We start from the raw sequence: 25,749 nt of genomic DNA on the forward strand, positions 1-25,749 counted from the left end.
CTCTGCCCAGTTATTCAGCCCAGTGAACGGTCGCGTCCTTGAGAACGGCGCGCACCGGCGCCTGTTCGACGGGGAGCCTCTCGGCCGCTTCGATCGCCGCGCGCTTCTCCGCGCCGGTGATCAGGATATGCGTATACATCGCGTCGCGCAGCACGGGTGCGGACAGGGTGATACGCGGCTCGCCCGCAGCTTCGGCCCGCATCGGCAGCAAGATCGGCGCATCGTTCGACAGCGCCTCTTTCAGCCGGTCGGCGCCCGGAAACAGGCTCGCCGTATGCATATCCGCGCCCATGCCCAGAAGCAGGACGGAGATCGGCAGATGCGGCGCGATGCCCTCGGCCAGCTCCTCCATCTTGTCCTCGGGCCGCTCCGCCTTGGCATAGAGCGGCACCAGCGTCGCCGCCGCTGCCCGGCCCTTCAGGAGCCGCGCACGGATCAGGCGCGTGTTAGACCGCTCCGAGGTCTCGGGCACCCAACGCTCGTCATTGAGGAGCACCGCGACCTTGGACCAGTCCAGATCAATGTCGGAAAGGATGTCGAAGATCGGTCCCGGCGTGGAGCCGCCGGGCACCGACAAGGTCGCGCGGCCCTCGTTGTTGATCGACGCGCGCAACTGGCTCGCGATGCGGTCCGCAAGCCCCATCATCAGCATCTCGCGATCGGGATAACTCTCAAAATTCATTCGCGAATCTCCCGCCAGCGGCGTCCGTCACGATGCATCAGCATCAGCGCGTCATCGGGCCCCGACGCGCCGCTGTCATAGGTTTGCGGTTTGTCTCCGCGCGACTCCCAGCCCTCGATGATCGGGTCGGTCCAGGCCCAGGCCGCCTCGACCTCGTCGCCGCGCATGAACAGCGTCTGGTTGCCCCGGATCACGTCCATGATCAGGCGTTCATAGGCGTCGGTGATGTCGGCCTCGTCGCCCAGAGCTTCCGCGAAGGACATGTCGAGCGGCACCTGCACGAGGCGCATCCCGCCCGGCCCCGGCTCCTTGATCATCATCTTCAGGTTCATGCCCTCATTGGGCTGCAACCGGATCACCAACACGTTCTCGCGCCACTCGCCCTCGGCGTCGTCGAAGATTTGGTGCGGCGGTTCCTTGAAGGTGATCGCGATCTCGGAAGTGCGCGCGCGCAGCCGCTTGCCGGTGCGCAGATAGAAGGGCGTGTTCACCCAGCGCCAGTTCGCGACATGGCATTTCATCGCGATATAGCTCTCGGTCGTCGACTCCGGGTCCTCGGCATCTTCGAGATAGCCGGGCGCATCCTTGCTGGCCGCGTATTGGCCGCGCACGATATCGGCGGGCTGAACGGGCTGGAGCGCGCGGATCACCTTGAGCTTCTCGTCGCGCACCGCATCGGGGTCGAAGTGGTAGGGCGGCTCCATCGCGATCAGGCACAGAAGCTGCATCATGTGGTTCTGGACCATGTCGCGCATCGCGCCCGACTTGTCATAATACGACCCGCGACCGCCGACGCCGACCGTTTCAGCCACCGTAATTTGCACATGATCAACAAACTGGCTGTTCCAGAGCGGCTCGAACAGGATGTTGGCGAAGCGCACCGCCATCAGGTTCTGCACCGTCTCTTTGCCGAGATAATGGTCGATCCGGTAGATCTGCGTCTCGTCGAAATACTCCGCCAGCGCCGCGTTGAGCGCCTTGGCCGAGGCAAGGTCGCGCCCGAAAGGTTTCTCGACCACGATCCGCGCCTCCGGCCCCGCGATACCGCGCGTGTGCAGGCGCTCGGCCAGATCGCCGAACAGCGCCGGCGCGACCGAGAAGTAGAACGCATTGACGGTGTCGCCACGCACTTTCGACTTCAGATCGTCCCAGCCGCCATCTCCTTTCGCGTCGATCGCGACATAGTCGAGCATCGGCAGGAAGCCGTCCAGCGCGCCTTCGTCGTCGCATTTACTGCCGCCGAATTCGGCGATTGCGGCGCGGGTCTGATCGCGGAATTCCTCTGCGGTCATCTCCGAGCGCGCAGCGCCGATGATGGTGGATCCTTCGGGAATTTGACCGGCGCAATAGCGGCGAAACAGGCCGGGGAGAATTTTGCGATTGGCGAGGTCGCCAGTGGCGCCGAAAATCACCAGGTCGAAACGATCGACGGGAATGACGCGCGAAACCATGGGCTGCTCCGTGTTTGGGGTCCGTTAGCGCTAACGACCCCCTTTTACTCACCTTACCTGAACAAGTCTAGCATGGGAGCGACATGAGACAACGCGCGGGCGCGGATTAAGCGCTCTCACGCGAGAGAAACGCCTCAAGCGCCTGAATTTCCGGCACGATTTCTTCGGCCATACCATCTGCGAAAGTCATGAAATCGGCGCGCGTTTCGGGCGGAACGGACAGAAGGACCGGAAAATCGGAGGCCATCGCCTGCGCGATCAGGTCGCGGCACCCGCGCCCTGCGGCCTCCTGTTTGCCGAATTTGTTGAGGATCACGATGGCACCCGGCTGCGCCATCTCAAGCGCATGGCCGACCTGTGCGACGACCTCTTCGAGCGCTCCTGCATCGAGCGAACAGGCCCCCGCGCCCTGCCCCAGATCCTGCGAGATCGTGCGGGTTTCGCCCTCGGGCAAGAGGCGCAGATGCATCTCGCACTCGAAGCGCTGCGGCACCTCGGCGCGCACCATGCCGATCACGTCGCGCCCCTGCGACAGCAGCCTGTCGGCGAGCTGGGCAAGGAGCTTGTCGGCCGCGCCGCGCTCTTGGCATGTGATGAACCCGATCATTGCGCCTGTTTGGCGAGGCTTTCGCGGACGGTCAAGGGGCGACACCCCGACACGCAGCGCGAGATCACGCCGCCAGCGCCTTGCCGAAGCGCGGCAGACGCGCGCGCTTCATCAGCGCACGGATCGGCTGCGGCTCGCCGGAGAGGCGCTCGGCCTCGGCGCGCACGGCTTCGGTGATGGCACGCATCTGTTCGGGATGCTCGGACAGAAGCTGCCAGAGGAAGCCGTCCGGATCGCGCCGCTCCAGCCCCTCGCCCGCCAAGGTCCCGCGCGGGAAATCCTGCGCGTTAAAGGTCAGGATCGCATCGGCACTGCCCGCAATCGCCACGGCCAGCACATGGAGGTCATTCTCGTCGGGCAGCACCAGCCGCGCCTCGATCCCCGGCTGGGCGGAAATCTCGGCCTTCGGGAACCCCGCGCGCAAAAGCGCGATCTCGCCGCGCGCGATGGCCTCGTCGGCAGGCGCGCGACGGGCCGCCGCGCGCGCCCATTCCTCGAGGATGCGCGCCGACCAGAGCGGACGGTAGAGCCCCGCCTTGGCCGCCCCGATCAAGATCTCGCGCAGCACCGTCGGATAGAGCACGCAGGCATCGAGCACGACCCGCATCAGTCGAGCCGGAAGAACAGGGATTTCAGATAGCCCGATTCCGCCAGTTGCGGCAGCATCGGGTGATCGGGCCCGGCGTAACCGGTATGGATCAGCTGCGCGGAGCGCCCCGCCTTGCCGATGCCGCGCGTGCAGGCTGCGCGGAATTGCGACAGATCGGCGGCATGCGAGCAGGAACACAGCACCAGGTAGCCGCCCGGTTCGACCAGCGGCGCGGCCATGCGCGCGATCCGCTCATACGCGCGCAACCCCGCCTGCAGTGCGGGCTTGGCGGGCGCGAAGGCGGGCGGATCGCAGATCACCAGATCGAAGCGCTCCCCTTCCTGACCCAAAGCGTCGAGCGTGTCGAACGCATCGCCCTGACGCGTGGCAAACCGGTCCGCCATGTCCATCGCGGCCACGCCCTTGGTCGCAAGGTCGAGCGCCGGGGCCGAGGCATCGACCGACAGCGCCGAGGTCGCACCACCTGCCAGCGCGGCCAGCGCGAAGCCGCCCACATGGGAGAACACGTCGAGGACCCGCGCGCCCTCCGCAAGCCGTGCGGCAAAAGCGTGGTTCGGGCGCTGGTCATAGAAAAGACCCGTCTTCTGCCCGCCCATCAGGTCGGCAAGATAGATCGCCCCGTTCATCGGCACCTCGACCGGCGCCTCGATCCCGCCACGCAAGGTGAGCATGTCCTCGTCCAGCCCTTCGAGCGTGCGCGCGCGCCCTGCCGCGTTCTTGATGATCGTCGTGACGCCCGCCACCTCGGCCAGCGCGGCCTCGAGATCGGCGATCATCACTTCCGACCATGCCGCATTCGGCTGGATCACCGCCGCATCGCCGAAGCGGTCGATGATGACGCCGGGCAGCCCGTCCGCCTCGGCATGCACAAGCCGGTAGAAGGGCGCATCGAACAACCGCGCACGCATCTCCAGCGCGCGGGTCAGCTTCGCCGCGATCCAGTCGCGGTCGATCACCGCCTCGGCGTCGCGGCTCATCACCCGGCCGATGATCTTCGAGTTCGGGTTGACCGTCACCGTCGCGAGCGGACGGCGCTCGCCATCCTCCAGCGTCGCGATCGTGCCGGGCGTCAGCGCCTTGGTGCGCCGGTCGGTCACCAGCTCATCGGCATAGACCCAAGGAAAGCCGTGGCGGATCGCGCGGGCCTCGGCCTTCGGGCGCAGCCGAACGGTCGGGCGGGTGGCGGTGTCTTCGGACTGGCTCATCGGATGCTCCTTGCGCGCGCTGTCTCAAGCGCCGCCTTCCTAGCGCCAAGCGACCGGGCGCGAAAGCCCTCGCGCTTGCCGCATCCCCGCTCTGCCCCAGATAATCGACAAAGGGAACGGGTTGCAGCGTTAGCGCTAACATGATAGCGAAGAGGCGACCGCGATCCGCGCCCGCTGCGCGAGCGGCCCGCAAGGGCTGCATGTTCCGCATCAGATGCATAGCAAGGAAAGGCCCCGCCGATGACCCTCGATGCCACAATCGCCCGTGTGACCGACCGAATCCGCGCCCGCTCCGAAGGCCCGCGCGGCGACTATCTTGCCCGGATGCAGGCGGCTGCCGATGCAGGCCCCGCCCGCGCGCATCTCAGCTGCGGCAATCAGGCCCACGCCTATGCGGCCATGGGCGAGGACAAAGACGCGCTCGCGGCGGAGCGCGCGCCGAATGTGGGCATCGTGACGGCCTATAACGACATGCTCTCGGCGCATCAGCCTTTCGAGACCTTCCCGCAGACGATCAAGGCCGCGCTGCGCGAAGTCGGCGCCACTGCGCAGGTCGCAGGCGGCGTGCCCGCGATGTGCGACGGCGTCACACAGGGCCAGCCGGGGATGGACCTGTCGCTCTTTTCGCGCGACGTGATCGCGATGGCGGCAGCGGTCTCGCTGAGCCACAACACCTTCGACGCGGCGCTCTACATGGGCGTTTGCGACAAGATCGTGCCCGGCCTGATCATGGCGGCGGCGACCTTCGGCCATATCCCGGCGATCTTCATTCCCGCCGGGCCGATGACCTCGGGCCTGCCCAATGACGAGAAAGCCAAGGTCCGCCAGCAATTCGCCGCGGGCGAAGTTGGCCGCGACGCGCTGATGGAGGCCGAGATGGCCTCCTATCACGGCCCCGGCACCTGCACATTCTACGGCACTGCGAACACCAACCAGATGCTGATGGAGTTCATGGGGCTGCACCTTCCGGGCGCGTCCTTCGTGAACCCGGACACGCCGCTGCGCGAGGCGCTGACGGTCGCAGGCGCGAAACGCGCCGCCGAGATCACTGCGCTTGGCAACGACTACCGCCCGGCCTCGGAAGTGCTCGACGAGAAAGCCTTCGTGAACGGCCTCGTGGGGCTGATGGCCACGGGCGGCTCGACCAACCACATTCTGCACCTGCCCGCGATGGCGCGCGCTGCCGGGATCGTGCTCGATCTCGAAGATTTCGACGAGATTTCGTCGGTCGTGCCGCTGATGGCGAAGGTCTATCCGAACGGGCTCGCCGACGTGAACCACTTCCACGCGGCGGGCGGTCTGCAATTCATGATCCGCCACCTGCTCGGCGCGGGCCTGCTGCACGAGGATGCGAAGACCGTCGCAGGCGACGGGCTGACCCGCTACACGCAGGAGCCGAAGATCACCGAGAACGGGCTGATCTGGGAAGAGGCCGATCCCGAAAGCCAGAACGAGAAAATCCTGCGCAAGCCCGCCGATCCGTTCCAGAAAACGGGGGGCCTGAAGCAGCTCGAAGGCAATCTCGGGCGCGGCGTGATCAAGGTCTCCGCCGTCAAGCCCGAGCGTCACATCATCGAAGCCCCGGTGCGCGTCTTCAAGGAACAGCACGAGGTGAAGGACGCCTTCAAGGCGGGCGAGTTCACCTCCGACACGATCGTTGTCGTGCGCTTCCAGGGGCCGAAAGCGAACGGGATGCCGGAGCTGCACTCGCTGACCCCGACCCTCGCAGTGCTGCAAGATCGCGGGCTGAAAGTGGCGCTGGTCACCGATGGCCGGATGTCGGGCGCCTCGGGCAAGGTTCCGGCGGCGATCCATGTCTCGCCCGAGGCCGCGGATGGCGGACCGCTTGCGAAGCTGCAGGACGGCGATATTGTACGGCTCGACGCGACCACCGGCGAGCTGACCTGCCTGACCGAAGGTTTCGAGAGCCGCACGCCGGTCGTACCCGACCTCAGCGGCAACCAGTACGGCCTCGGCCGCGAGCTGTTCGGCGCCTTCCGCACCCATGTCGGCCCGTCCACCAAAGGCGCCTCCGTGGTGCTGTGAGTTTTCTTGCCTCCGGCGGGGATATTTGTACCAAGGCGAAGACAGGGTTCTGCTTTCGGCTTGGCGATAAATATCCCCCGCGGAGCGTCCTGCCCTCTCCGCCCGCGCGGGCGGCCCAGACTGGAGTGATCCGATGACCCCTAGCGAACAATCCGCATCCGCCCGCAAAATCTGCGAACTGGCCCCGATCGTGCCGGTGATCGTGGTGAAGGATGTGGCCCATGCCGCCCCTCTGGCCAAGGCGCTCGTCGCGGGCGGCCTGCCCGCGCTGGAAGTGACCCTGCGCACGCCCTGCGCGCTCGACGCTATCCGTGCGATGGCCGATGTCGAAGGCGGCGTGGTCGGCGCGGGCACGCTGCTGACCCCGGCCGATGTGAAAGCCGCGAAAGCCGCGGGCGCGAAATTCGGCGTCTCGCCCGGCGCGACCGAAACGCTGGTGAAAGCCTGCGAAGATGAAGGCCTGCCGCTTCTGCCCGGTGCCGCCACCGCGTCGGAAGTGATGAAGCTTCTGGAGATGGGCTATGACGTGCTGAAGTTCTTCCCGGCGGAAGCCTCGGGCGGCGCGCCTGCGCTGAAGGCAATCGGCGCCCCGATCCCGCAGGTCAGCTTCTGCCCGACGGGCGGCGTCAGCATGAAAAACGCCAATGATTACCTGAGCCTGCCCAACGTTCTTTGCGCAGGCGGCTCCTGGGTCGCGCCCGATGCGATGGTGCAATCGGGCGACTGGGCCGGGATCGAAGCGCTTGCGCGCGAGGCGGCGGCGCTGCCGCGCTAACCACCCTGCTAGGGACGGCGCGCCCGCCAGCCGCCGCGCCGCATCGGCGGGGCGCTCTCGCGGGTCAGACCCTCTTCGAGCACCCGGGTCATCGGGTGCTCGGGCGGCGCTTGATAGGCCACGAGCACGGTGCGCATCGCTTCGCTCGCATCCATCCCCGGCCCGAGGCTCAGCGCCCAATCCATGAAGATCGAGCGGCATTCTTCCGTGCTGATCCCGTCGATCTTGAAGCTCTCGCGGATCAGCCCTTTCGGGTCCGCCTCGCTCAATTCCATCAGTTTACGCGCCATTCAGCCCTCCAGAGCCCTATCCACGATGGCGGCCGTCTCGGTCGTGACCTGGTTCAGACGCGCCGCCAGAGCATCGAGATCATCCAGCCCCGTCTCGCGCAACAGGAAAGCGCGGCCGCCCTCCCCGATCGCCGCCATATCCAGACGTTTTTCGCTCAGCAAGCGCCCGCCTGCCTGCAACCGCCACAAGAAGCGATAGGCGGTGGCGAGCTGCTCGCCCTCCTCACGCGTCACGAACCCGCCGCGCGGTCCTGCGCGCAGTTGCGCCTCGACCTTGCGCGCCGGGACGCCCGCACGGAGCGCGAAGCTTTGCGCCAGAAGCTCGATATCCTGCAGCCGTCCGGGACCGACCTTCGCCTCCCAATCGCCATCGGGGGCCTTGGCCGCGAAGATCCGGGCGCGCATCTGCGCCAGTTCGTGGAGTACCGCGTCTCCGCCGCCTTTCGCCTCCAGAACCTTCAGGCGGATCGCCTCGACCCGGTCGGCCAGATCGGCGCATCCCGCGACGGGCCGCGCCCGGGTCAGCGCCAGATGCTCCCAGGTCCAGGCCTCCTCCATCTGGTAGCTTTCGAAGCTTTGCACCGAGGTCGCCACAGGCCCTTGCCGCCCCGAAGGCCGCAGCCGCATATCGACCTCGTAGAGCATCCCCTCCGGCATCGGCGCGCTGAGCGCGGTGATCAGGGCCTGCGTGAGCTTCGCGTAGTAAGCCCTTGAGGCGATGGGCTTCTTGCCTTCGGAAAACTCCTGCCCGTCCGCATCGTAGATCACGATCAGATCGAGATCGGACTGCGCGTTCAGGCGTTCCGCACCGAGGCTGCCCATCCCCAGAACCACCGCGCCCTTGCCGGGGCACGGCCCGTAGCGGCGCGCGAATTCGCCCTGCACGGCTGGCCAGAGCGCGCCCAGAACCGCGCCCGCCACATCGGCATATTGGCCTGCGGCCTCGGACGCATCGACGAGACCGCGCAGGTGGTGAACGCCTACGCGGAACTTCCATTCCTTCGCCCAGCGCCGCGCCGCGATCAACGCGGCCTCGTAGTCGCCCGCCCGCTCCAGCAGCCGCGCAAGATCGGCCTCCAGCGCCGGTTTGCCCGGCCAAGGCGCGAAGAACGAGCCGCCCAGAACCGCGTCCAGCACCCCGGCATTGCGCGACAGGTAACTCGCCAGCCCCGGCGCCGTGGCGCAGATGTCGACGATCAGATCGACGAGCTGAGGATTGGCCTCGAAGAGAGAGAACAACTGCACCCCGGCGGGCAGCCCCTTGAGGAAGCCGTCGAACTGGGTCAGCGCCTCCTCCATATTCGCGGCGCGGCGCATCCGGTCGAGCAGTTCCGGCTCCAGCCGCTTGAAGATCGCGCGCGCCCGTTCGGATCGCAGCGCCGGATAGCCCGTCCAGCCCTCGACGATCTCGCGCGCGGCTTCGCTCAGGTCGGGACGCTCGGCGGCGGCATCGGGGGCGAAGAAATCATTCGTCAGCCCTTCGACCCGCTCCAGCCGGTCGCGCAGCCGGTCGCGCCAGCGTGCCACATCCCCCTCGCCCATCATCGCGGCGATCCGCGCGAGCCCCTCTTCATTACCGGGCAGGATCTGGGTCTGGGCGTCGCCCACCATCTGCAGACGGTGTTCGATTTCGCGATGCTCGCGGTAATGATCGATCAACTCTTCTGCCACGTCCTCTGGCACCCAAGTCTTCGCCGCGAGCGCGCGCAGCCCGCCCACGGTGGTCCGGTCGCGCAGGCTCTCGTCGCGCCCGCCTGCGATCAATTGCCGGGTCTGGGTGAAGAACTCGATCTCGCGGATACCGCCTTGGCCGAGCTTGATATTGTGGCCCGCCACCTCGATCGGGCCGTGCAGCCCCTTATGCTCGCGGATGCGCAGGCGCATGTCATGGGCGTCCTGAATGGCCGCGAAATCGAGATGCTTGCGCCAGACGAAGGGCCGCAGCCGTTCGAGGAACTGCTCGCCCGCCGCGATATCGCCCGCGCAGGGCCGCGCCTTGATATAGGCCGCGCGCTCCCATGTCCGGCCCTCGGCCTCGTAATAAAGCTCCGCCGCGCCCATCGAGATACAGACCGGCGTGACGGCGGCATCGGGGCGCAGCCGCAGATCGGTGCGAAAGACATAGCCCTCGGCGGTGCGATCGTTGAGCATCGCCGCCATCTTTCGCGTGGCCCGGATCAGCGCGCTGCGCGCCTCCATCGCATCGTCGGGATCGTAGCGGCTTTCGTCGAACAGGCAGATCAGGTCGATATCGGAGGAGTAGTTCAGCTCCCGCGCGCCCATCTTGCCCATCGCGAGCGCGACCATCCCGGCGGCGCTCTCTGTATCCTCATTGGTCGCCCCGGGGATCTTGCCGCGGCGGATTTCCTCGGCCACCAGCCGCTTCATCGCGAGATCGACCGCAATATCGGCAAGCCGCGTCAAGGCGCCGGTCACCTCTTCGAGACACCAGACGCCACCGAGATCGGCCAACCCGGCCAGCAGCGCAACGCGACGCTTCGCCCGACGCAATTCGCTCGGCAGATCGGCGAGGCTGACGGGCGTGATCCGCGCGAATTCCTCAGCCAGCGCCGCTTCGGGATTGCCCGAAATCGCGGGGCGCAGCCACTCGGCCTCTTTCTCCATCAGGCCTTTGAGATAAGGGCTGCAACCTGCCGTACCCCCGAGCAATTCGCGCAACTCCGGCGCAAGGTCGGAGAACAGATCTTCGGCTTCGGCGGCGCGGTCGCGCTCGAAAGGCAGGGGCGAACGGGTGAGACGCGAGGCAAACGGCATGGCGCCATGCTTACGCCGCCAAGCGGGCCGGTCAATGGGGATTGCTGTCACGCGACATCTGGCCATAACTACACCCGCACCGGCGCGCCCGCGCCCGACCTCAGACCTCCGGAGCCTCGCCATGAGCAAATCCCTCAAACGCGTCCGTGCCGCCCTCGAAGCCGCAGGCGTGCCCTTCGAGATCACCGAGCCGGGCGAGGCCCGCACCGCCGAGATGGCCGCGCAGGCGGTGGGCTGCGAGGTCGACCAGATCGCCAAATCCATCATCTTTCGCGGCGAAGACAGCGGCCATGTCGTGCTGTTCATCACCGCAGGCGGCAAACGGGTGAGCGCCGAGAAGGCAAACGCCGTCGCGGGCCAGCCCTTGGGCAAGGCCGATGCGGCGCTGATCCGGGCGGAGACGGGCTTTGCGATCGGCGGCGTCGCGCCCCTTGGCCATGTCGGCCCGGTGACGGCGTTTCTCGACCCCCGGCTGTTCGATTTCGACACCGTTTGGGCCGCAGCGGGCACGCCACGGCATGTTTTCGCCATCTCCCCGGCCGATCTGGAACGGATCAGCGGCGCGAAACAGGCCGATTTCACCGAATAAAACAAAGCGAATCCGGTGGCTTGCGCGAAAAATGTAAAAAACATTTACATACCCTCTTGCAAGAACCGACCAGACTTCCGATCTTGGGTATGTGAAAGGAATTCACATGCTCAACCCGGAGGTTCAAATGTCCGCCTATTCCACCAACTCCATGCCCGTCGCGGTTGGTAACTGGTTTACCCGCGCCGTTAACTGGATGGATGGGAACGGCCCCGGCGCCTGGATCGCGCTGATGGTGGCCGGTTTCATTTTCGCAGGCCCCCTCGGCCTCGTCATTCTCGCTTTCATCCTGTTCACCGGCCGCTTCGGGCGTCGCTGGCGCACGGGACAGGCGGTGCACAAGCGGAGCTTCGGCTGCTGCGGCAACACCAATGTCCATGTCTCGCGCTCGACCGGCAACGCCGCGTTCGACGCCTACAAGTCCGACACGCTCGAGCGGCTGCAGCGCGAACAGCAGGAATTCGAAGAGTTCCTCGGCCGTCTGCGCGAAGCCCGCGACAAGGCAGAGTTCGACCAGTACATGGAAGAGCGCGCCAAGGAAGCGGCTCAGTCGGAGGACAGCTCCGAAGAGGCGAAAGCCTAACCATATAGACAGTTTGAGACATGATTTGAGCGCTCCGGTTGACCTAACCGGGGCGCTTTCTATGTCATCAACATGAAACACTTGGCGGGTGCGCACTCCTTTGCTAGCCTGCCTCGACCCCTCCCCGACGAGGCTATTCATGCGCCATTCGCTTCCGCTTGCCCCGCAGTTCTATGTAACCGCGCCGCAGCCCTGCCCCTATCTCGACGGCAGGTCGGAACGGAAATTGTTCACCGCATTGCAGGGGGACACCGCCGAGAAGCTCAACAACGCCCTGTCACGGCAAGGCTTCCGGCGCTCGCAGAATGTGCTGTATCGGCCTTCCTGCGCAGATTGCACCGCCTGCCTGTCGGCCCGCATCCGGGTCGCCGATTTCAAATCGTCGAAATCGCAGCGCCGAGTGATGAAGAAGAACGGCGACCTGCGGCGCACCGCGACCTCTCCCTGGGCGACCGAGGAGCAATTCGCTCTGTTCCGCCGCTATCTCGATGCGCGCCACGCCGATGGCGGCATGGCTGACATGGACATCTTCGAATTCGCCGCGATGATCGAGGAGACGCCCGTGAAGTCGCGCGTGATCGAATATCGCGAGACCGCCGCCACGCCCGACAGCATGCGCGCCCTGATCGCGACCTGCCTGACCGATGTGCTCGATGACGGGCTGTCGATGGTCTATTCCTTCTACGAGCCCGAGCGGATCCGCGACTCCCTCGGGACCTACCTGATCCTCGACCATGTCGAGATCGCGAAACGTGTGGGCCTGCCCTATGTCTATCTGGGATATTGGGTGCCCGGCTCGCCGAAGATGAACTACAAGGCGAACTTCTCCGCGCTCGAGATCTACAAGGGCGGTCAATGGACCGATATCGGCGACCCGGCCAGGCACGAGACCGAGACTCACCCGCTTTCGGTGCCGCCGATCGCCGAACAGGTCGCCCGGATTCAACTCCCCGACACACGCAATAGTTGAGCCACGCCTAGCTGCGGGCGCCGCTCTTGCAGGCAGTTGCTCAACCGCTCGGCAGGCGCCCTCTGTCAACTCATTTTTTCAAAACTATTCCGTGACTTCCGGCGATTACGGGCCCGTGATCTCTGGACACTCCCGGCCCGCAGTGAAACGGTCCCCGCAGCCCCACCACGGAGGATACGAGGTGGGCAGCGAGGCCTCGCCTCGCGAACCGGAGTAACTATGGGAGGTTCCTAAATGGACCGTCGTTCGTTTCTGACGAAAGCCGCGCTGGGTAGCGCGGCCGCGAGCACGCTGGCAGCGCCCGCGATCGCACAAAGCAACCCGCAGATCACCTGGCGCCTCGCCTCGTCCTTCCCCAAGTCGCTCGACACGATCTATGGCGGCGCGGAAGTGATGTCGAAGATGGTCGAGGAAGCCTCGGACGGCAACTTCAAGATTCAAGTCTTCGCCGCTGGCGAGATCGTCCCCGGCCTTCAGGTCGCCGACGCGGTGATGAACGGCACGGTCGAAGCCTGCCACACCGTCGGCTACTACTTCTGGGGCAAAGACCCGACCTGGGCGCTCGGCGCAGCGGTGCCCTTCTCGCTCAACGCGCGCGGCATGAACGCATGGCACTACCACGGCGGCGGCATCGAGCTCTATAACGAGTTCCTCGGCAAGCAGGGCCTCTACGGTCTGCCGGGCGGCAACACCGGCGCACAGATGGGCGGCTGGTTCCGCAAGGAGATCTCGACGGTCGAAGACCTCAAGGGTCTCAAGATGCGTGTCGGCGGCTTCGCGGGCAAGGTGATGGAAAAGCTCGGCCTCGTGCCGCAGCAGATCGCCGGCGGCGACATCTACCCCGCGCTCGAAAAAGGCACGATCGACGCGACCGAATGGGTCGGCCCCTATGACGACGAGAAGCTCGGCTTCTACAAAGTCGCGCCCTACTACTACTACCCCGGCTGGTGGGAAGGTGGCCCGACGGTCCACTTCATGTTCTCGAAAGAGAAGATGGAAAGCCTGCCGAAACAGTACCAGCAGCTCCTGCACACCGCCTCGCAGGCGGCCGATGCGGACATGCTGCAGAAATACGACATGAAGAACCCGAAGGCGCTCAAGACGCTGGTCGCCAACGGCACCCAGCTGCGCGCTTTCTCCCCCGAGATCATGCAGGCCTGCTTCAAGGCAGCCAACGAGGTCTATTCGGAAATGGAAGCGAACAACCCGGAATTCGCGAAGATCTGGGGTTCGATCAAGGACTTCCGCAAGGACTGGTTCACCTGGGAACAGCTGGCCGAGTTCAACTACGACTACTTCATGATGAGCGAAGCCAACAAAGGCGAGCTGTAAGCCGCCCAAACTGGTCAAGCCAGAGAACCGAAGCCCCGGCGCCCTGCGCGTCGGGGCTTTTTCTTTGCCTCAATGGCGGGAGATGTATCGAAGAAATTCTGCGCTCGCATTGCTGTGCTGCAGCAAGCTTTCGAAACTGTGACCATATGCGACATAAAATTACTTGCAGGCCGGTTTACACGTGGAACCGGTCAAGTATTGTGACCGCAATGCCCACACCGGAGGGAACGCAATAAATGGAGCGGTGTGGTCAGAAAAATTGACAGACATCCACGACTTGGGAGGATACCATATGGATCGTCGTTCTTTCCTGCGCAAAGGTGCGCTTGGCGGGGCAGCCGCAGCTGCTGGTAGCGCACTCGCCGCACCGGCTATCGCGCAAGAAACCCCTACCGTGACGTGGCGCTTGACCTCGTCCTTCCCGAAATCGCTCGACACGATCTACGGCGCCGCCGAGACGATGGCGAACTACGTCAAGGGCATGACCGACGGGAAATTCAACATTCAGGTCTTCGCGGCAGGCGAAATCGTCCCCGGCCTGCAGGCGATGGACTCGGTGTCAAACGGCACCGTCGAGGCCTGCCACACCGCCTCCTACTACTACTGGGGTAAAGATCCGACCTTCGCCTTCGCGACCGCAGTGCCGTTCGGCCTGAACATGCGTATGCAGAACGCCTGGTTCTACTATGGCGGCGGCAACGACCTGATGAACGAGTTCTATTCGAACTACAACATCACGGCTTTCCCCTGCGGCAACACCGGCGCCCAGATGGGTGGCTGGTTCCGCAAGGAAATCAACACCGTCGAAGACATGAAGGGCGTGAAAATGCGCATCGGTGGCTTCGGCGGCAAGGTCGTCGAGAAGCTCGGTGTGGTGCCGCAGCAGATCGCGGGTGGCGACATCTACCCGTCGCTCGAGAAAGGCACGATCGACGCCACCGAATGGGTCGGCCCGTACGATGACGAGAAGCTCGGCTTCTACAAAGTCGCGCCGTACTACTACTACCCCGGCTGGTGGGAAGGCGGCGCCTGTCTGCACGCCATGTTCAACAAGAACGCCTATGAGCAACTGCCCGAGGCCTACAAGGTTGCGCTGACGGCGGCGACGCAGGCGGCGAACTCGGACATGATGGCGTCCTATGACTACAAGAACCCGAGCGCGCTGAAGAAGCTGCTGGGCCAAGGCGCGCAGCTGCGTCCGTTCAGCCAGGAAATCCTGGAAGCCTGCTTCAACGCGGCGAACGAAGTCTATGCCGAGATCAACAGCTCGAACGCAGCGTTCAAGAAGATCTACGACAGCCAGTTCGCATTCCGCAACGACGCCTATGGCTGGTGGCAGCTGTCGGAGTTCAACTTCGACTACTTCATGATGCGTCAGCAGGCTGCGGGCAACCTGAAGCTCTGAGCCGCGTCTCGTATGAATTGAGAAGGCCCCGGGGTTCGCGCCCCGGGGCCTTTTCTATTGGTCTGGTCACAAATCTTACTTCGTCGTGGCGGCGCCAACCGTGGCACCGGCCACGGCACCAACCGGCCCTGCAACCACGAGGCCGCCGACACCGCCGGTGGCTGCACGTTCGGTCGCGTTGTCACCACATGCCGCGAGCGAAACCAGCAGGCCGCCCGCCATCAAGATCGTCGCAATTCGCATCTTCTCGTCCTTTCGATAGCAGCCGCAACGCGCGGCTTCCCCAAGGACAAGACGCCGAAACGCCCGATGCGGTTCCCAAGTACCGCGAATAGCTGGCCGTCAATTCTTGCGCGTCACGACGCCCAGCCCGGCTCCGACGACCGCTCCGACAGGTCCCGCCACCACGAGACCGGCCACGCCGCCCGTCGCCGCGCGCTGTTCCTTGGTCTCGCCGCAGCCCGCCAGCGCAAGCAACGAAACCCCGACGATAACGAAAAGAGGATACCGCATCCCTCGCCCTCCACTCTCTCTCTATAAAAAAGGGGCGGCCCCTGAAGGCCGCCCCGATCTTTCATTTTCCGGTCGATCAGTTGCTGCCCGGTGTGGGAAGCGGGGGCAGCCCGCCCGGAGCCGCACTTCCCGAGCCCGACCCGCCAGAGGTCGAGCCACCCAGAGGCGCCAGCGACGGCAGGCCACCGAGGCCGCCCCCATCGCCCATGCCCGGCATTTGCGGCAGCTTGATCTCGACATCCTTCAGATCCACCTGCGGCCCCTTGTAGTGCATCACCATGGCCGGGAAGGCGATCACGATGGCAATCATCGCAACCTGGATGAACACGAAGGGAATAGCGCCCCAGTAGATCTGCGAGGTCTTCACCGGCTCCATCTTCTTGCCGGTGACCTTGTCGATATACGGCACCTTGGCCGCGACCGAGCGCAGGTAGAACAGCGCGAAGCCGAATGGCGGGTGCATGAACGAGGTCTGCATGTTCACGCCCAGGATCACCCCGAACCAGATCAGATCGATCCCCAGCGCCTGCGCTGCAGGCGCCAGAAGCGGCACGATGATGAAGGCCAGCTCGAAGAAATCGAGGAAGAAGGCGAGGAAGAACACCAGGAACGACACCACGATCAGGAAGCCCAACTGGCCACCCGGAAGCGAGGTCAGCAGATGCTCGACCCAGACCTGCCCGTTCACCCCGTAGAAGGTGAGCGAGAAGACCCGCGCGCCCAGAAGGATGAACAGCACGAAGGCCGACAGGCGCGTCGTCGCCGCCAGCGCATCGCGCACGACGGGGAAGGTCAGACGCTTCTTCACCGCCGACAGCACCAGCGCGCCGACCGCGCCCATTGCGCCGCCTTCGGTGGGCGTCGCGACGCCGAGGAAGATCGTGCCCAGCACGAGGAAGATCAGCGCCAGCGGCGGGATCAGCACGATCACCACCTGCTGGGCCAGACGGCTCATCAGGTTGGTTTTCAGCGCCTTGTCCAGCAACGCCACGATATAGATCGCGATCACGGCCACACCGGCTGCGAGGATCTCGGAGTTGTTGACGCTCGACCCGCTCGCCTCGAAATACTTCTCGGCGAAGATGAAGATCGCGACCGCACCGGCCAGCGCCACCAGGAGCGACATCACGCCGGCCCCCAGCGTACGCGCCTCTTTCGGCAGAGCCGGCATCGACTTCGGCTTGATGATCGACATCACGAGCACATAGCTGAGATAGATGCCGGTCAGCACCATACCAGGGATCAGCGCGCCCTTGTACATGTCGCCCACCGAAACGCCCAGCTGGTCAGCCAGAACGATCAGCACGAGCGACGGCGGGATGATCTGCGCCAGTGTCCCTGACGCCGCAATGACACCTGTGGCCACCTTCCGATCATAGCCGTAGCGCAACATGATCGGCAGCGAGATCAGGCCCATCGCGATCACCGAGGCCGCAACGACGCCCGTGGTCGCCGCCAGAAGCGCGCCCACGATGATCACCGCATAGGCGAGACCGCCGCGCACCGGGCCGAACAGCTGGCCGATCGTGTCGAGGAGATCCTCGGCCATGCCCGATTTCTCGAGCACGATGCCCATGAATGTGAAGAATGGAATCGCAAGTAAGGTCTCGTTCGACAAGACCCCGTAGAACCGTTGCGGCATCGCATTCAACAACGGCCAGTCAAGATTGATCGTCCCGCCGGAGTAACCCGACAGTTCAACGCCGATGACGAAGAACAAAAGACCGTTGGCCGCAAGCGCGAAGGCCGCAGGATAGCCGATCAGCAGGAAGACGATCAGCGAGATGAACATGATCGGGGCCATGTTCTGAGCGATAAGCTCGAGCATTACAGACCCTCCTCTTCGGCGATGGGATCATGGCCGTGATGGCCCGCGCTGTCGGCATGGGGATCGTCGATCAACCCACGCATCACGCCGATCTTCTTGATGATCTCGGACACGCCTTGGAAGAACAGCTGCCAGAAACCGATCAGCAGCAGGATCTTGGCCGGCCACAGGATCAGACCGCCCGAGTTCGTCGACATCTCGCCCGAGCGGATCGAGATCATCACAAAGGGCGTCAGCTTGAACAGCATCAGCACGACGAACGGCATCAGGAAGAAGATATGCCCGAGCAGATCGATCCAGTGCTGCACTTTCCGCGAGAACGCACCATAGATGATGTCGATGCGGATATGCTCGTTTTGCTTGAGCGTGTAAGCGGCAGCGCCCAGAAACGCCGCGCCGAAAAGATACCATTGCAGTTCCAGCCAAGCGTTCGACGACATGTCGAAGGCTTTGCGTACAATGGCGTTGGTCGCACTCACGAGGACCGACACCAGAATAAGCCACGACACCGCCTTGCCGATGGTCTCGTTTATCCGGTCGATCGCGCGTGAAAGGGCCAGCAAAGCGCCCATCTCACTTCCTCCCTAATTTTGTCCCGAAAGCCTGCGCGAGGCTTTGCCCGTGATTGGCCGAGCGGGCAACAAAGGTCAAGCAATTAAGGCTTCATTTGGTCTGTTCACTTGACCAGATCGGGCAGAAAACGCGGTCTTCGGGGCCGTTCTGGAGACTGACCAAGCGTCAATATGATCAACTTCCCGCGACTTCCCCTGCGGCAATCGCCTCGATCGCCTCTTTCGGTTTCTCAAAGTTGCGACTCACAGGTCGCGGCGCGCAACAATCGGGAAGGAAATTCCGCCGCCCGCGACATTTTATTCAGCGTTTGGGCATTGACGCCCCCAACGCCCGATCCTAATGTCCGCGCAAAGCAGTCCGAAAGGGATCCGCAATGGATGCGATTCTTCTTGTCGTCGTAGGAGCCAAGCGCATGGGCCGGTAACGGTACAACCATGAAGGTTCCCATGCGCCCCCGCCTCAAAGCCGGGGGCTTTTTCTTGGACAGGTGGATGCTTGACAGGTAGCGGCGGGCGGCGTGGCCCTCGCGCAAGGATGGAGTGAGCATATGGCACGGCAGATGACCGGCGCGAAGATGGTGGTTCAGGCGCTGAAGGATCACGGGGTCGAGGTAATTTTCGGCTATCCGGGCGGCGCGGTCCTTCCGATCTATGACGAGATTTTCCAGCAAAACGACATCCGTCACATCCTCGTCCGCCACGAGCAGGCCGCGATCCACATGGCCGAAGGCTATGCGCGCTCGACCGGCAAGCCGGGCGTGGCGCTGGTGACCTCCGGCCCGGGCGCGACCAATGCGGTGACCGGGCTGACCGATGCGCTGATGGACTCGATCCCGCTGATCGTGCTGTCGGGTCAGGTGCCGACCTTCCTCGTGGGCACCGACGGTTTCCAGGAGGCCGACACGGTGGGCATCACGCGGCCCTGCACCAAGCATAACTGGCTGGTGAAGGACCCCGCGAAACTCTCCGAGACGATCCATCAGGCCTTCCACGTGGCGACCTCGGGCCGCCCCGGCCCGGTGCTGATCGACACGCCCAAGGATGTGCAATTCGCGGTCGCCACCTATACCGAGCCGAAAGCCGCGCGGGTCGACCATTACCAGCCGCAGGTGAAAGGCGATCTCGACGCGATCACCAAGCTGGTCGAACTGATCGAAACCGCCGAGAAGCCGGTCTTCTACACCGGCGGCGGCGTGATCAACTCGGGCCCCGCCGCGAGCCAGCTGATGCGCGAACTGGTCGACGCCACCGGCTTCCCGATCACCTCGACCCTGATGGGTCTGGGCGCCTACCCCGCCTCGGGCAAGAACTGGCTCGGGATGCTCGGGATGCACGGGCTTTATGAAGCCAACCTCGCGATGCATGGCTGCGACCTGATGATCAACCTCGGCGCGCGCTTCGACGACCGGATCACCGGCCGCGTGGCGGACTTCTCGCCGAAATCGACCAAGGTGCATGTCGATATCGACGCCTCCTCGATCAACAAGATCATCGCCGTCGACCTGCCGATCCTCGGCGATATCGGCCATGTGCTCGAAGACGTGCTCAAGGTCTGGAAGGCCCGCGGGCGCAAGGTAAACAAACCCGCGATCGAGAAATGGTGGAAGAAGATCGACGAGTGGAAGAAGGTGAACTGCCTCGCCTACACCAACTCGGAAAAGACCATCAAACCGCAATATGCGCTGCAGCGTCTCGAAGAGCTGACCAAGGGCATGGATCGCTACATCACCACCGAGGTGGGTCAGCACCAGATGTGGGCCGCGCAGTTCCTCGGCTTCGAGGATCCGAACCGCTGGATGACCTCCGGGGGCTTGGGCACGATGGGCTACGGCTTCCCGGCCTCGATCGGCGTGCAGATCGCCCATCCCGAAAGCCTCGTGATCAACGTGGCGGGCGAAGCGAGCTGGCTGATGAACATGCAGGAGATGGGCACCGCGACCCAGTTCCGCGTGCCGGTGAAGCAGTTCATCCTCAACAACGAGCGTCTGGGAATGGTCCGCCAGTGGCAGGAACTGCTGCATGGCGAGCGCTACTCGCATAGCTGGTCCGAAAGCCTGCCCGATTTCGTGAAGCTCGCCGAGAGCTTCGGCTGGAAGGGGATGCAGGTCTCCGACCCCGCCGATCTCGACGATGCGATCATGGAGATGATCAAGCATGACGGCCCGGTGCTGTTCGACTGCCTCGTGGAGAAGCACGAGAACTGCTTCCCGATGATCCCGTCCGGCAAGCCGCATAACGAGATGCTGCTGGCGGCCGATGCCGATGTCTTCAAGGAAGGCGCCGCGCTGGTGTGAGCGACGCCGGGGGCGCTGCCCCCGGACCCCCGGGATATTTGGACCAAGCCGAAGATCAGGTCCGAACTAGGAAAAGGAGAGAGGCAATGGCCGCTCTGAAGATCAAGAAAGGCTCCTCGAGCCATTCCGCTTACGACCTGCGCGACAGCCACGACCAGATTGAGCGCAGCCATACGCTCGCCGTGATCGTCGACAACGAGGCGGGCGTTCTGGCCCGTGTGATCGGGCTGTTCTCGGGGCGGGGCTACAATATCGACAGCCTGACCGTCGCCGAGGTGGATCATAAGGGTCACCGCAGCCGGATCACCGTCGTCACCCGCGGCACCGAGAACGTGATCGACCAGATCAAGGCGCAGCTGGGTCGGATCGTGCCGGTTCACGAGGTGAAGGACCTCACCGTCGAGGGCTACCCGGTCGAGCGCGAACTGGCGCTGATCAAGGTCGCAGGCACCGGTGACAAGCGTATCGAGGCGCTGCGTCTGGCCGAGATTTTCCGCGCCAATGTGGTCGACTCGACGCTGGAGAGCTTTGTCTTCGAGATCACCGGCACGCCGGAGAAGATCGACGCGTTCGCCGATCTGATGCGCCCGCTGGGTCTGGCCGAAGTGGCCCGCACCGGGGTCGCCGCCCTCTCGCGCGGGGCCTGAGCCCGAGCGACATGGCCGTGCCGCATCCCGCCACCGGCCCTGCTCTGGGTGTCGTCATCGTCACCTATCGGTCCTCGGACGTGATCGCGGCCTGCCTCGCCTCGCTGCGGGCAGCGACCGGCGTGGCGCTGCATATGGTGGTGGTCGACAATGCCTCGCCCGACGACACGGTCGAGGTGACCCGCGCGGCTGTCCCCGATCTGATGGGGGCTGCGGAGGCGGGTCAGGAAGGCATCGCGCTCATCGAGGCCGGGGCCAATGGCGGGTTTGCTGCAGGCGTCAATCTGGGGCTGGCGCGGCTCGCGGCCAATCCCGCGCTCGACCGGTTCTGGCTGCTCAACCCCGATTGCGTGGTGCCACCCGAGACGCCGGCGCTTCTCGCCACCCACGATCCCGGACCGCGAGGTGCCGCGATGATCGCGCATCGGGTGGTCTATGGTGACGCGCCCGACACGATCCAGATCGATGGCGGGGTGATCGACCGGCGCACCGGGATCACCCATAACCTCAACCAGTTCGCCCCCGCCGACAGCCCTGCCCCGGACCCGTCGCGCATCGACTTCGTCACCGGCGCGAGCCTTGTCGCCACCCGCGCCCATCTCGAGCGCGCGGGACCGATGACCGAGGACTATTTCCTCTATTACGAAGAGGTCGACTGGGCGCTGCGCCGGGGCGATCTGCCGATCTCCTATTGCGAAGGCGCGGTCGTTCATCATGTCGCGGGCACGGCGATCGGCTCGCAGCGTATGGGCTCGGTCGCCTCGCCATTTTCGCAATATTTCAAGCATCGCGCACGGGCGATGTTCCTGCGCCGCCATTTCCCCGCCGGGCTGATCGGCGGTGCGGCATGGTCGCTGGCGAAAGCCGCGCAACTGCGCGCGCAAGGACATGGGGCGGAAGCGGCAGCGCTCTTGCGGGGTTTCTTCGGGATGGCCCCGCCCGGAGCGGTGCTGGCCGCGCTCAGCCCGGACGCCCGCGCGAAAATCGGGCGTTAATCGCGCCGGCGATGCGTCTGCGCAAACCGCGTGTAGCTGGTGCCGCGCGCCTCAGGCCGTGCCGCATCCTCGGATTCATCGACCCGCGCCTTCACCGCCTCGGTCAGCATCCACATGCCCGCGCCGAACAGGAAGAAGGTGAAGGCGTAGATCGACTCCCAGACATAGACCGTGCAGAGCGTGAAGGTCATCCCCGCGAAGGTGAACACCCAGGAGCGACGGAAATTCTGCATCCGCGTATCGCCGCTGAAATCGCGGAACATCACCTTGAACAGCCCCCAGACATAGCCGCTCGTGACCAGCAGGAAGCCGGGGATGCCATAGCGCACCGCCATCACCAGCCAGAAATTATCCATCGAGCCGGAATACATGTACCACGGCCGCACCCAGTCATTCAGGCCGATGCCGAAGATCGGGTTGGCCCAGACATTCTTCAGCCCCCAGTCGAAGATGATCGTGCGCCAATAGGCGGTATGGGCCGAGAAGGTCGCGTAGCTGAGAAACACCATGATCGGCGAGCGGTTCGACAGCAGATCGACCGTGACATAGGCGAAGGCGAAAAGTCCCGTCAGCAGCCACCAGCGCCATTCGATCCGCACGAAAGTGATGTACCAGCCGATCAGCCCCAGCTGCAGCAACAGCGACAGAAGCGCCCCCGAGGACAGCGCGAGAAAGCCGTTGAGCAGGATCAGCCCGCTCGCCACCACCCGCCAGCCGAGCGACTTGATCCCGTCGAAGGCCACGAAGGCAAAGGCGAAGACGACCGAGCAATAGAGCCCGAAATGGATCGGATGCGCGAAGGGGCCCTGCACGCGCTCCAGCCCCAGGCGCGGCTCCTGAAAGTTGTAGGTGATCGTGCCCATCCCCGGCAGCTTGTCGATCAGCGTCGGGATCAGGGTCGTGCCGGTCTTCGTCTCATAAAGCGAGAAGGGCGTCAGGAGCAGCACCGACCAGATCAGCACCTTCCCGAGCGCCGCGAAATCCTCGCGCGAGCGGATATAGGCGCGCCCGATCAGGTAGCCGCCCAGAACCTCCAGCCCGACCGACCCCGCCTGCTGGATCACCCGGTCGGGGTTGTTCACCGCCAGCGCGACCGACAGCCACAGCGCATGGAACAGGAACAGCCAATCGACCGGCAGTATCCGCCCCGCCCGCCCGCTAAAGACCCGCGCGAAGGCGGGCAGGATGAAGGCCATCAGCACGAGGCGGCTTCCGGTGATCGCAAGCGGGCCGAGGTTGAACTTGAAGGGCAGCAGGATCGACAGCACGAACAGCAAGACCGGCCACGGCAGTTTCGCCGTCGCGAGCGCGGCGGTCTCTGCGATACGATTTCGCCCGCCCGCGCGGCTTGTCGGGCGCGCACGTTGCGGCGTGGCACTGCCAATCGCCCCGGCGCGCATCAGCGCATCGCCCCGCTCACCGCCGGGCGGCTCGCGGTCAGATCAAACGCCTCAAGCTCGCCGTGGAAGCTGCCCTTGCCGAAGGGATTGCCCAGCGCGAGGCCCCAATATTCCATCGGCTTGAGCCGCCCAGACACGGTGCCCTTGCCGATCACCTCCTCGCCCGAAAGCACCTCGAAAAGGCTGTCTTCCGCGGCGTAGCGGAAGGTGATGTCGTGCCACTTGCCGTCATAGATCGGCACGCGCTTGGTGCGCAGGAACAGCCGCTGCCCGCTCTCGGGCCAGAACTCGACCTCGAACGTGCCGCGCCCGGTCACCCGCACGATCAGCGACTGATGCAGGCGCAACAGCTCTCCGGCGGATTTGTAATCGCCCACCGCGCGCAGCTTCATATGCAGCGCGAAGCGATCTGCGCCGTAGAGCGGCGCGACCATCTCGCGCGGGATCACCACGGCGCCGCCGCCCAACCCGAATTCCAGCGCGCCGGGGCTGAGCGGGATCGAGTCGAGCGCCTCCGGCTGCGCCCCGGCATGCGAGATCAGACGGCCCAGTTCGGGGTCATAGCTGAGAATACGGTCGTCGCGGACCATGACATAGCCGCTGCTCTGCGCGCTCCGCCCGTCGGGCAGCGTCAGCGAAAGCGTCACCTTGTGCCGCCCCGGCATGCGGAAACCCACCGGCACCTGCGCGCCGTCGAGGCTGGTCTGCCCGTCGATCCCCCAGCGATAGGCGACCTCGGCAGGGTCCACCCCCTCGGGCAGCACACTCTCGCGCGCGTCGAATTGCAGCGTCGTGCCGCCGCCTTCGCTGCGCGCGAACCGCATGACCGGCTGGAGCGCATCCGGACCGCCGAGAATATCGAGCATCGGCGCGCCGATCCCGCTCCCGGCCAAGGCCCCACCCGGAAGATAGGCGTAATTCATGATCTCACGCGGCGCACCGGTGCGCGCGGCGACGAAGAGCTGGTCGTAATAGCTCGCCCGCTGCGGCGTGATGTCCTGAATCAGCAGGTTGTCGCGGAGCTTCCAGTCGGGCTGTCCCGCCGGGCCTGCGATCTCGCTCACCGCATTGCGGGCGATCTCGACGGCGCGGGCGTCGCGCGCCACGCGGATCTGCGGGATCCAGAGAACCGGATCGCGTTTCTCGCCCTCGGAATAGACGTCATGGATGAGCGTGTTGTTGGCGATCTTCACGCCCTCCGCCTCGCCCACCGTGATCCCGTGCAGATGGGCGTTGATGATGACGTTCCCGCTGATCTCGACATTGCGGTAGAACATCTCCGCGCCCGCCTTGCCACGATCGACCAGCTCGTTGCGCATCAGGATCGACTGGGTAAAACCGCCCTCGCCGGAATTGAGCAGGTTGTTCGTGATCGCGATGTCGCGGCTGGGCCGTTCGGTGCCGGCGGTCCAGAACTGGATCATGTCGGCATGATCGCCCGAGGCGACGGCACGGCGGAAATCGTGAATGTGGTTGTTTGCGATCTCTGCGCGTTCGATCTGGGCGAAGTTCAGCCCGTCCATCCGCATGTCATGGATGTCGTTGGCGACCACCACCAGATCGGTGCAGTCGGTGAAGATCGCGCCACGGTAAAAGCGACGAAACTCGGAGCGCTCGACCGTGATCCCGGTCGAGGCGCGCACGGCGAGGCCAAAGGCGGTGGGCAGCGGGCCCTGCTCGATCAGCTCGGGATCGGCGGGAGCGAGGTCTCCATCGAACAGCGCGTTGCGGATCGTCAGATCGCGGGTGGTGAAGACCTGAAACGGGCGGATATTGGACCGGTCGCCCTCGGTGTAACGGTAATCGAAGATCACGGCCTCGATCACGACATGGCTGACTTCCCGCAGGTTCATCTGCGCGATCACCGCCCGGTTGTCCGGATCGGCGGAGCGGAAGGTGATCGGCGCGTCCTCGCGCCCCGTCAGCCCCCGCAGATCGAGCGCGTCATAGTCGCCCGGCGCGATCAGAACCGTGTCGCCCGGCGCCAGTTTCACCCCGATCCGCGCCAGCCCGGCCGTATCCGAGACCTGCCAGTCGCGCGCCAGTGCGGGCCACGCCCCGAGCACGAGAAGACCGACGGCCAGAAGCCCACGCCGTCCGACGCGGGCTGCATGCCTCGTGGTGAATGCGATCTGCTCCATCGCTGCCTGCCTGTTCCGGGCCGCTTTTTGCGGCTCTGA

The 25,749-nt window shown here is 64.8% G+C and carries 24 protein-coding genes; 10 read left to right on the plus strand and 14 right to left on the minus strand.

Going from position 1 to position 25,749, the window contains the following annotated elements; translation table 11 throughout:
• Positions 1-10: 10 nt before the first annotated feature.
• The 5 genes from pgl to AC2TZ7_RS15780 all read right to left on the minus strand — a co-directional run bounded on the left by pgl (position 11) and on the right by AC2TZ7_RS15780 (position 4,555).
• A complete protein-coding gene (pgl, locus tag AC2TZ7_RS15760) occupies positions 11-682 on the minus strand; it encodes a 6-phosphogluconolactonase (RefSeq protein ID WP_489864953.1) in 672 nt (223 codons plus the stop codon).
• Positions 679-2,133, minus strand: coding sequence for a glucose-6-phosphate dehydrogenase (gene zwf / locus AC2TZ7_RS15765; protein ID WP_489864954.1), 1,455 nt, complete (start codon positions 2,131-2,133; stop codon positions 679-681). Before zwf ends, pgl begins: the two co-directional genes overlap by 4 nt.
• Before the next feature lie 106 nt (positions 2,134-2,239).
• On the minus strand, positions 2,240-2,740 hold the full coding sequence (locus tag AC2TZ7_RS15770) for a DUF2478 domain-containing protein (RefSeq protein WP_078520092.1): 501 nt from the start codon (positions 2,738-2,740) through the stop codon (positions 2,240-2,242).
• Between the two features lie 64 nt (positions 2,741-2,804).
• Positions 2,805-3,347: an RSP_2648 family PIN domain-containing protein gene (locus AC2TZ7_RS15775; RefSeq protein ID WP_347429479.1), complete on the minus strand. Its 543-nt coding sequence runs from the start codon at positions 3,345-3,347 to the stop codon at positions 2,805-2,807.
• Positions 3,347-4,555 (minus strand): RSP_2647 family RNA methyltransferase, encoded by a 1,209-nt coding sequence (locus AC2TZ7_RS15780; protein ID WP_489864955.1) that lies wholly within the window; start codon positions 4,553-4,555, stop codon positions 3,347-3,349. The genes AC2TZ7_RS15775 and AC2TZ7_RS15780 overlap by 1 nt, the downstream gene beginning before the upstream one ends.
• Before the next feature lie 240 nt (positions 4,556-4,795).
• On the opposite strand from AC2TZ7_RS15780, the gene edd reads away from it, so the two are divergent.
• Both edd and eda read left to right on the plus strand, forming a co-directional pair.
• On the plus strand, positions 4,796-6,601 hold the full coding sequence (gene edd, locus AC2TZ7_RS15785; RefSeq protein ID WP_489864956.1) for a phosphogluconate dehydratase: 1,806 nt from the start codon (positions 4,796-4,798) through the stop codon (positions 6,599-6,601).
• A 133-nt stretch (positions 6,602-6,734) separates the two neighbouring features.
• Positions 6,735-7,376 carry a bifunctional 4-hydroxy-2-oxoglutarate aldolase/2-dehydro-3-deoxy-phosphogluconate aldolase gene (gene eda / locus AC2TZ7_RS15790; RefSeq protein WP_075775624.1) on the plus strand — a complete coding sequence of 214 codons (642 nt, stop codon included), beginning with the start codon at positions 6,735-6,737 and terminating at the stop codon, positions 7,374-7,376.
• An 8-nt stretch (positions 7,377-7,384) separates the two neighbouring features.
• On the opposite strand, the gene AC2TZ7_RS15795 is transcribed toward eda, so the two are convergent.
• Together AC2TZ7_RS15795 and glnE are read right to left on the minus strand one after the other, a co-directional pair.
• Positions 7,385-7,651 carry a hypothetical protein gene (locus tag AC2TZ7_RS15795; RefSeq protein ID WP_489866827.1) on the minus strand — a complete coding sequence of 89 codons (267 nt, stop codon included), beginning with the start codon at positions 7,649-7,651 and terminating at the stop codon, positions 7,385-7,387.
• 15 nt (positions 7,652-7,666) lie between these two features.
• Positions 7,667-10,441 carry a bifunctional [glutamate--ammonia ligase]-adenylyl-L-tyrosine phosphorylase/[glutamate--ammonia-ligase] adenylyltransferase gene (gene glnE, locus AC2TZ7_RS15800; protein ID WP_489864957.1) on the minus strand — a complete coding sequence of 925 codons (2,775 nt, stop codon included), beginning with the start codon at positions 10,439-10,441 and terminating at the stop codon, positions 7,667-7,669.
• Between the two features lie 121 nt (positions 10,442-10,562).
• Here glnE and AC2TZ7_RS15805 point away from each other — a divergent pair, with 121 nt between their 5' ends.
• The 5 genes from AC2TZ7_RS15805 to AC2TZ7_RS15825 all read left to right on the plus strand — a co-directional run bounded on the left by AC2TZ7_RS15805 (position 10,563) and on the right by AC2TZ7_RS15825 (position 15,320).
• Complete coding sequence (locus AC2TZ7_RS15805; protein ID WP_489864958.1) at positions 10,563-11,030, plus strand: YbaK/EbsC family protein; 468 nt, start codon at positions 10,563-10,565, stop codon at positions 11,028-11,030.
• Positions 11,031-11,157: 127 nt separating this feature from the next.
• Positions 11,158-11,613 (plus strand): DUF2852 domain-containing protein, encoded by a 456-nt coding sequence (locus tag AC2TZ7_RS15810; RefSeq protein WP_489864959.1) that lies wholly within the window; start codon positions 11,158-11,160, stop codon positions 11,611-11,613.
• 139 nt (positions 11,614-11,752) lie between these two features.
• Positions 11,753-12,583, plus strand: a complete 831-nt coding sequence (locus tag AC2TZ7_RS15815) for an arginyltransferase (protein ID WP_098411495.1) — start codon at positions 11,753-11,755, stop codon at positions 12,581-12,583.
• Between the two features lie 234 nt (positions 12,584-12,817).
• Complete coding sequence (locus AC2TZ7_RS15820) at positions 12,818-13,915, plus strand: TRAP transporter substrate-binding protein (RefSeq protein WP_098411496.1); 1,098 nt, start codon at positions 12,818-12,820, stop codon at positions 13,913-13,915.
• A gap of 292 nt (positions 13,916-14,207) precedes the next feature.
• The gene (locus AC2TZ7_RS15825; RefSeq protein WP_098411497.1) at positions 14,208-15,320 is read left to right on the plus strand and encodes a TRAP transporter substrate-binding protein; all 1,113 of its coding nucleotides are present in this window, start codon (positions 14,208-14,210) and stop codon (positions 15,318-15,320) included.
• A 75-nt stretch (positions 15,321-15,395) separates the two neighbouring features.
• Here AC2TZ7_RS15825 and AC2TZ7_RS15830 read toward each other — a convergent pair whose 3' ends face one another.
• From AC2TZ7_RS15830 to AC2TZ7_RS15850, 5 genes are all read right to left on the minus strand, one after another.
• Positions 15,396-15,563 carry a hypothetical protein gene (locus AC2TZ7_RS15830; RefSeq protein WP_158522199.1) on the minus strand — a complete coding sequence of 56 codons (168 nt, stop codon included), beginning with the start codon at positions 15,561-15,563 and terminating at the stop codon, positions 15,396-15,398.
• Between the two features lie 99 nt (positions 15,564-15,662).
• A complete protein-coding gene (locus tag AC2TZ7_RS15835) occupies positions 15,663-15,833 on the minus strand; it encodes a hypothetical protein (protein WP_098411498.1) in 171 nt (56 codons plus the stop codon).
• Between the two features lie 76 nt (positions 15,834-15,909).
• Positions 15,910-17,661 (minus strand): TRAP transporter large permease, encoded by a 1,752-nt coding sequence (locus tag AC2TZ7_RS15840; protein ID WP_489864960.1) that lies wholly within the window; start codon positions 17,659-17,661, stop codon positions 15,910-15,912.
• On the minus strand, positions 17,661-18,233 hold the full coding sequence (locus tag AC2TZ7_RS15845) for a TRAP transporter small permease subunit (RefSeq protein ID WP_098411500.1): 573 nt from the start codon (positions 18,231-18,233) through the stop codon (positions 17,661-17,663). The genes AC2TZ7_RS15840 and AC2TZ7_RS15845 overlap by 1 nt, the downstream gene beginning before the upstream one ends.
• A gap of 230 nt (positions 18,234-18,463) precedes the next feature.
• Positions 18,464-18,682, minus strand: coding sequence for a hypothetical protein (locus AC2TZ7_RS15850; protein WP_134330847.1), 219 nt, complete (start codon positions 18,680-18,682; stop codon positions 18,464-18,466).
• Between the two features lie 99 nt (positions 18,683-18,781).
• Between AC2TZ7_RS15850 and AC2TZ7_RS15855 the strand changes: the two genes are divergently transcribed.
• The 3 genes from AC2TZ7_RS15855 to AC2TZ7_RS15865 all read left to right on the plus strand — a co-directional run bounded on the left by AC2TZ7_RS15855 (position 18,782) and on the right by AC2TZ7_RS15865 (position 22,169).
• A complete protein-coding gene (locus AC2TZ7_RS15855; RefSeq protein ID WP_489864961.1) occupies positions 18,782-20,527 on the plus strand; it encodes an acetolactate synthase 3 large subunit in 1,746 nt (581 codons plus the stop codon).
• Positions 20,528-20,613: 86 nt separating this feature from the next.
• Positions 20,614-21,174, plus strand: coding sequence for an acetolactate synthase small subunit (gene ilvN / locus AC2TZ7_RS15860; protein ID WP_075775634.1), 561 nt, complete (start codon positions 20,614-20,616; stop codon positions 21,172-21,174).
• Between the two features lie 11 nt (positions 21,175-21,185).
• Positions 21,186-22,169: a glycosyltransferase family 2 protein gene (locus tag AC2TZ7_RS15865; protein ID WP_489864962.1), complete on the plus strand. Its 984-nt coding sequence runs from the start codon at positions 21,186-21,188 to the stop codon at positions 22,167-22,169.
• On the opposite strand, the gene AC2TZ7_RS15870 is transcribed toward AC2TZ7_RS15865, so the two are convergent.
• Complete coding sequence (locus tag AC2TZ7_RS15870; RefSeq protein WP_489864963.1) at positions 22,166-23,569, minus strand: O-antigen ligase family protein; 1,404 nt, start codon at positions 23,567-23,569, stop codon at positions 22,166-22,168. The genes AC2TZ7_RS15865 and AC2TZ7_RS15870 overlap by 4 nt on opposite strands.
• A complete protein-coding gene (locus AC2TZ7_RS15875; protein WP_489864964.1) occupies positions 23,569-25,710 on the minus strand; it encodes a right-handed parallel beta-helix repeat-containing protein in 2,142 nt (713 codons plus the stop codon). Before AC2TZ7_RS15875 ends, AC2TZ7_RS15870 begins: the two co-directional genes overlap by 1 nt.
• Between the last annotated feature and the right edge of the window lie 39 nt (positions 25,711-25,749).

The organism is Thioclava sp. ISO4 (assembly GCF_058105145.1).

Excerpts from the sequence above, each read along its gene's own strand:
- AC2TZ7_RS15845 (WP_098411500.1), bottom strand. The coding sequence starts at position 18,233 with ATGGGCGCTTTGCTGGCCCTTTCACGCGCGATCGACCGGATAAACGAG.
- AC2TZ7_RS15810 (WP_489864959.1), top strand. The coding sequence starts at position 11,158 with ATGTCCGCCTATTCCACCAACTCCATGCCCGTCGCGGTTGGTAACTGG.
- AC2TZ7_RS15850 (WP_134330847.1), bottom strand. The coding sequence starts at position 18,682 with ATGGGAACCTTCATGGTTGTACCGTTACCGGCCCATGCGCTTGGCTCC.
- edd (WP_489864956.1), top strand. The coding sequence starts at position 4,796 with ATGACCCTCGATGCCACAATCGCCCGTGTGACCGACCGAATCCGCGCC.
- AC2TZ7_RS15775 (WP_347429479.1), bottom strand. The coding sequence starts at position 3,347 with ATGCGGGTCGTGCTCGATGCCTGCGTGCTCTATCCGACGGTGCTGCGC.
- eda (WP_075775624.1), top strand. The coding sequence starts at position 6,735 with ATGACCCCTAGCGAACAATCCGCATCCGCCCGCAAAATCTGCGAACTG.
- AC2TZ7_RS15770 (WP_078520092.1), bottom strand. The coding sequence starts at position 2,740 with ATGATCGGGTTCATCACATGCCAAGAGCGCGGCGCGGCCGACAAGCTC.
- AC2TZ7_RS15875 (WP_489864964.1), bottom strand. The coding sequence starts at position 25,710 with ATGGAGCAGATCGCATTCACCACGAGGCATGCAGCCCGCGTCGGACGG.
- zwf (WP_489864954.1), bottom strand. The coding sequence starts at position 2,133 with ATGGTTTCGCGCGTCATTCCCGTCGATCGTTTCGACCTGGTGATTTTC.
- AC2TZ7_RS15795 (WP_489866827.1), bottom strand. The coding sequence starts at position 7,651 with ATGGAATTGAGCGAGGCGGACCCGAAAGGGCTGATCCGCGAGAGCTTC.
- AC2TZ7_RS15830 (WP_158522199.1), bottom strand. The coding sequence starts at position 15,563 with ATGCGAATTGCGACGATCTTGATGGCGGGCGGCCTGCTGGTTTCGCTC.
- AC2TZ7_RS15815 (WP_098411495.1), top strand. The coding sequence starts at position 11,753 with ATGCGCCATTCGCTTCCGCTTGCCCCGCAGTTCTATGTAACCGCGCCG.
- AC2TZ7_RS15855 (WP_489864961.1), top strand. The coding sequence starts at position 18,782 with ATGGCACGGCAGATGACCGGCGCGAAGATGGTGGTTCAGGCGCTGAAG.
- ilvN (WP_075775634.1), top strand. The coding sequence starts at position 20,614 with ATGGCCGCTCTGAAGATCAAGAAAGGCTCCTCGAGCCATTCCGCTTAC.
- AC2TZ7_RS15825 (WP_098411497.1), top strand. The coding sequence starts at position 14,208 with ATGGATCGTCGTTCTTTCCTGCGCAAAGGTGCGCTTGGCGGGGCAGCC.
- AC2TZ7_RS15870 (WP_489864963.1), bottom strand. The coding sequence starts at position 23,569 with ATGCGCGCCGGGGCGATTGGCAGTGCCACGCCGCAACGTGCGCGCCCG.
- AC2TZ7_RS15805 (WP_489864958.1), top strand. The coding sequence starts at position 10,563 with ATGAGCAAATCCCTCAAACGCGTCCGTGCCGCCCTCGAAGCCGCAGGC.
- glnE (WP_489864957.1), bottom strand. The coding sequence starts at position 10,441 with ATGCCGTTTGCCTCGCGTCTCACCCGTTCGCCCCTGCCTTTCGAGCGC.
- AC2TZ7_RS15820 (WP_098411496.1), top strand. The coding sequence starts at position 12,818 with ATGGACCGTCGTTCGTTTCTGACGAAAGCCGCGCTGGGTAGCGCGGCC.
- AC2TZ7_RS15865 (WP_489864962.1), top strand. The coding sequence starts at position 21,186 with ATGGCCGTGCCGCATCCCGCCACCGGCCCTGCTCTGGGTGTCGTCATC.
- AC2TZ7_RS15780 (WP_489864955.1), bottom strand. The coding sequence starts at position 4,555 with ATGAGCCAGTCCGAAGACACCGCCACCCGCCCGACCGTTCGGCTGCGC.
- AC2TZ7_RS15840 (WP_489864960.1), bottom strand. The coding sequence starts at position 17,661 with ATGCTCGAGCTTATCGCTCAGAACATGGCCCCGATCATGTTCATCTCG.
- pgl (WP_489864953.1), bottom strand. The coding sequence starts at position 682 with ATGAATTTTGAGAGTTATCCCGATCGCGAGATGCTGATGATGGGGCTT.
- AC2TZ7_RS15835 (WP_098411498.1), bottom strand. The coding sequence starts at position 15,833 with ATGCGGTATCCTCTTTTCGTTATCGTCGGGGTTTCGTTGCTTGCGCTG.